Source organism: Terrabacter terrae (assembly GCF_039529575.1).
Classification (GTDB): Bacteria; Actinomycetota; Actinomycetes; order Actinomycetales; family Dermatophilaceae; genus Terrabacter; species Terrabacter terrae.
In genome coordinates, this window is the sequence record NZ_BAAANB010000047.1 from 1 (window position 1) to 1,555 (window position 1,555).

1 rRNA gene is annotated in these 1,555 nt (G+C 57.3%); it reads left to right on the top strand.

Annotated features, from left to right (window positions below):
• A 16S ribosomal RNA gene (locus tag ABD194_RS18865) occupies positions 1 to 1,481 on the top strand; the annotation flags it as partial.
• Positions 1,482 to 1,555: the final 74 nt, after the last annotated feature.

The window sequence follows — 1,555 nt, forward strand, 5'->3', positions numbered from 1 at the left end:
GCGTGCTTAACACATGCAAGTCGAACGGTGATGATCAAGCTTGCTTGGTCTGATCAGTGGCGAACGGGTGAGTAACACGTGAGTAACCTGCCCCTGACTCTGGGATAACCCCGGGAAACCGGAGCTAATACCGGATACGACACCAATCTGCATGGATATGGTGTGGAAAGTTTTTCGGTCTGGGATGGACTCGCGGCCTATCAGCTTGTTGGTGAGGTAATGGCTCACCAAGGCGACGACGGGTAGCCGGCCTGAGAGGGCGACCGGCCACACTGGGACTGAGACACGGCCCAGACTCCTACGGGAGGCAGCAGTGGGGAATATTGCACAATGGGCGGAAGCCTGATGCAGCGACGCCGCGTGAGGGATGACGGCCTTCGGGTTGTAAACCTCTTTCAGCAGGGAAGAAGCGCAAGTGACGGTACCTGCAGAAGAAGCACCGGCTAACTACGTGCCAGCAGCCGCGGTAATACGTAGGGTGCGAGCGTTGTCCGGAATTATTGGGCGTAAAGAGCTTGTAGGTGGTTTGTCGCGTCTGCTGTGAAAATCCGAGGCTCAACCTCGGACTTGCAGTGGGTACGGGCAGACTAGAGTGTGGTAGGGGAGACTGGAATTCCTGGTGTAGCGGTGGAATGCGCAGATATCAGGAGGAACACCGATGGCGAAGGCAGGTCTCTGGGCCATTACTGACACTGAGAAGCGAAAGCATGGGGAGCGAACAGGATTAGATACCCTGGTAGTCCATGCCGTAAACGTTGGGAACTAGGTGTGGGTCTCATTCCACGAGATCCGTGCCGCAGCTAACGCATTAAGTTCCCCGCCTGGGGAGTACGGCCGCAAGGCTAAAACTCAAAGGAATTGACGGGGGCCCGCACAAGCGGCGGAGCATGCGGATTAATTCGATGCAACGCGAAGAACCTTACCAAGGCTTGACATACACCGGAATCACTCAGAGATGGGTGCGTCTTCGGACTGGTGTACAGGTGGTGCATGGTTGTCGTCAGCTCGTGTCGTGAGATGTTGGGTTAAGTCCCGCAACGAGCGCAACCCTCGTTCTATGTTGCCAGCACGTGATGGTGGGGACTCATAGGAGACTGCCGGGGTCAACTCGGAGGAAGGTGGGGATGACGTCAAATCATCATGCCCCTTATGTCTTGGGCTTCACGCATGCTACAATGGCCGGTACAAAGGGCTGCGAAACCGCGAGGTGGAGCGAATCCCAAAAAACCGGTCTCAGTTCGGATTGGGGTCTGCAACTCGACCCCATGAAGTCGGAGTCGCTAGTAATCGCAGATCAGCAACGCTGCGGTGAATACGTTCCCGGGCCTTGTACACACCGCCCGTCAAGTCACGAAAGTCGGTAACACCCGAAGCCGGTGGCCCAACCCTTGTGGGGGGAGCCGTCGAAGGTGGGACTGGCGATTGGGACTAAGTCGTAACAAGGTAGCCGTACCGGAAGGTGCGGCTGGATCACCTCCTTTCTAAGGAGCATCTCCACTGCCGGCTGTGCTGGTGGTGGCAGAGCCCGGTCTGTCCCCGAGTGTGGGGCAGCGGG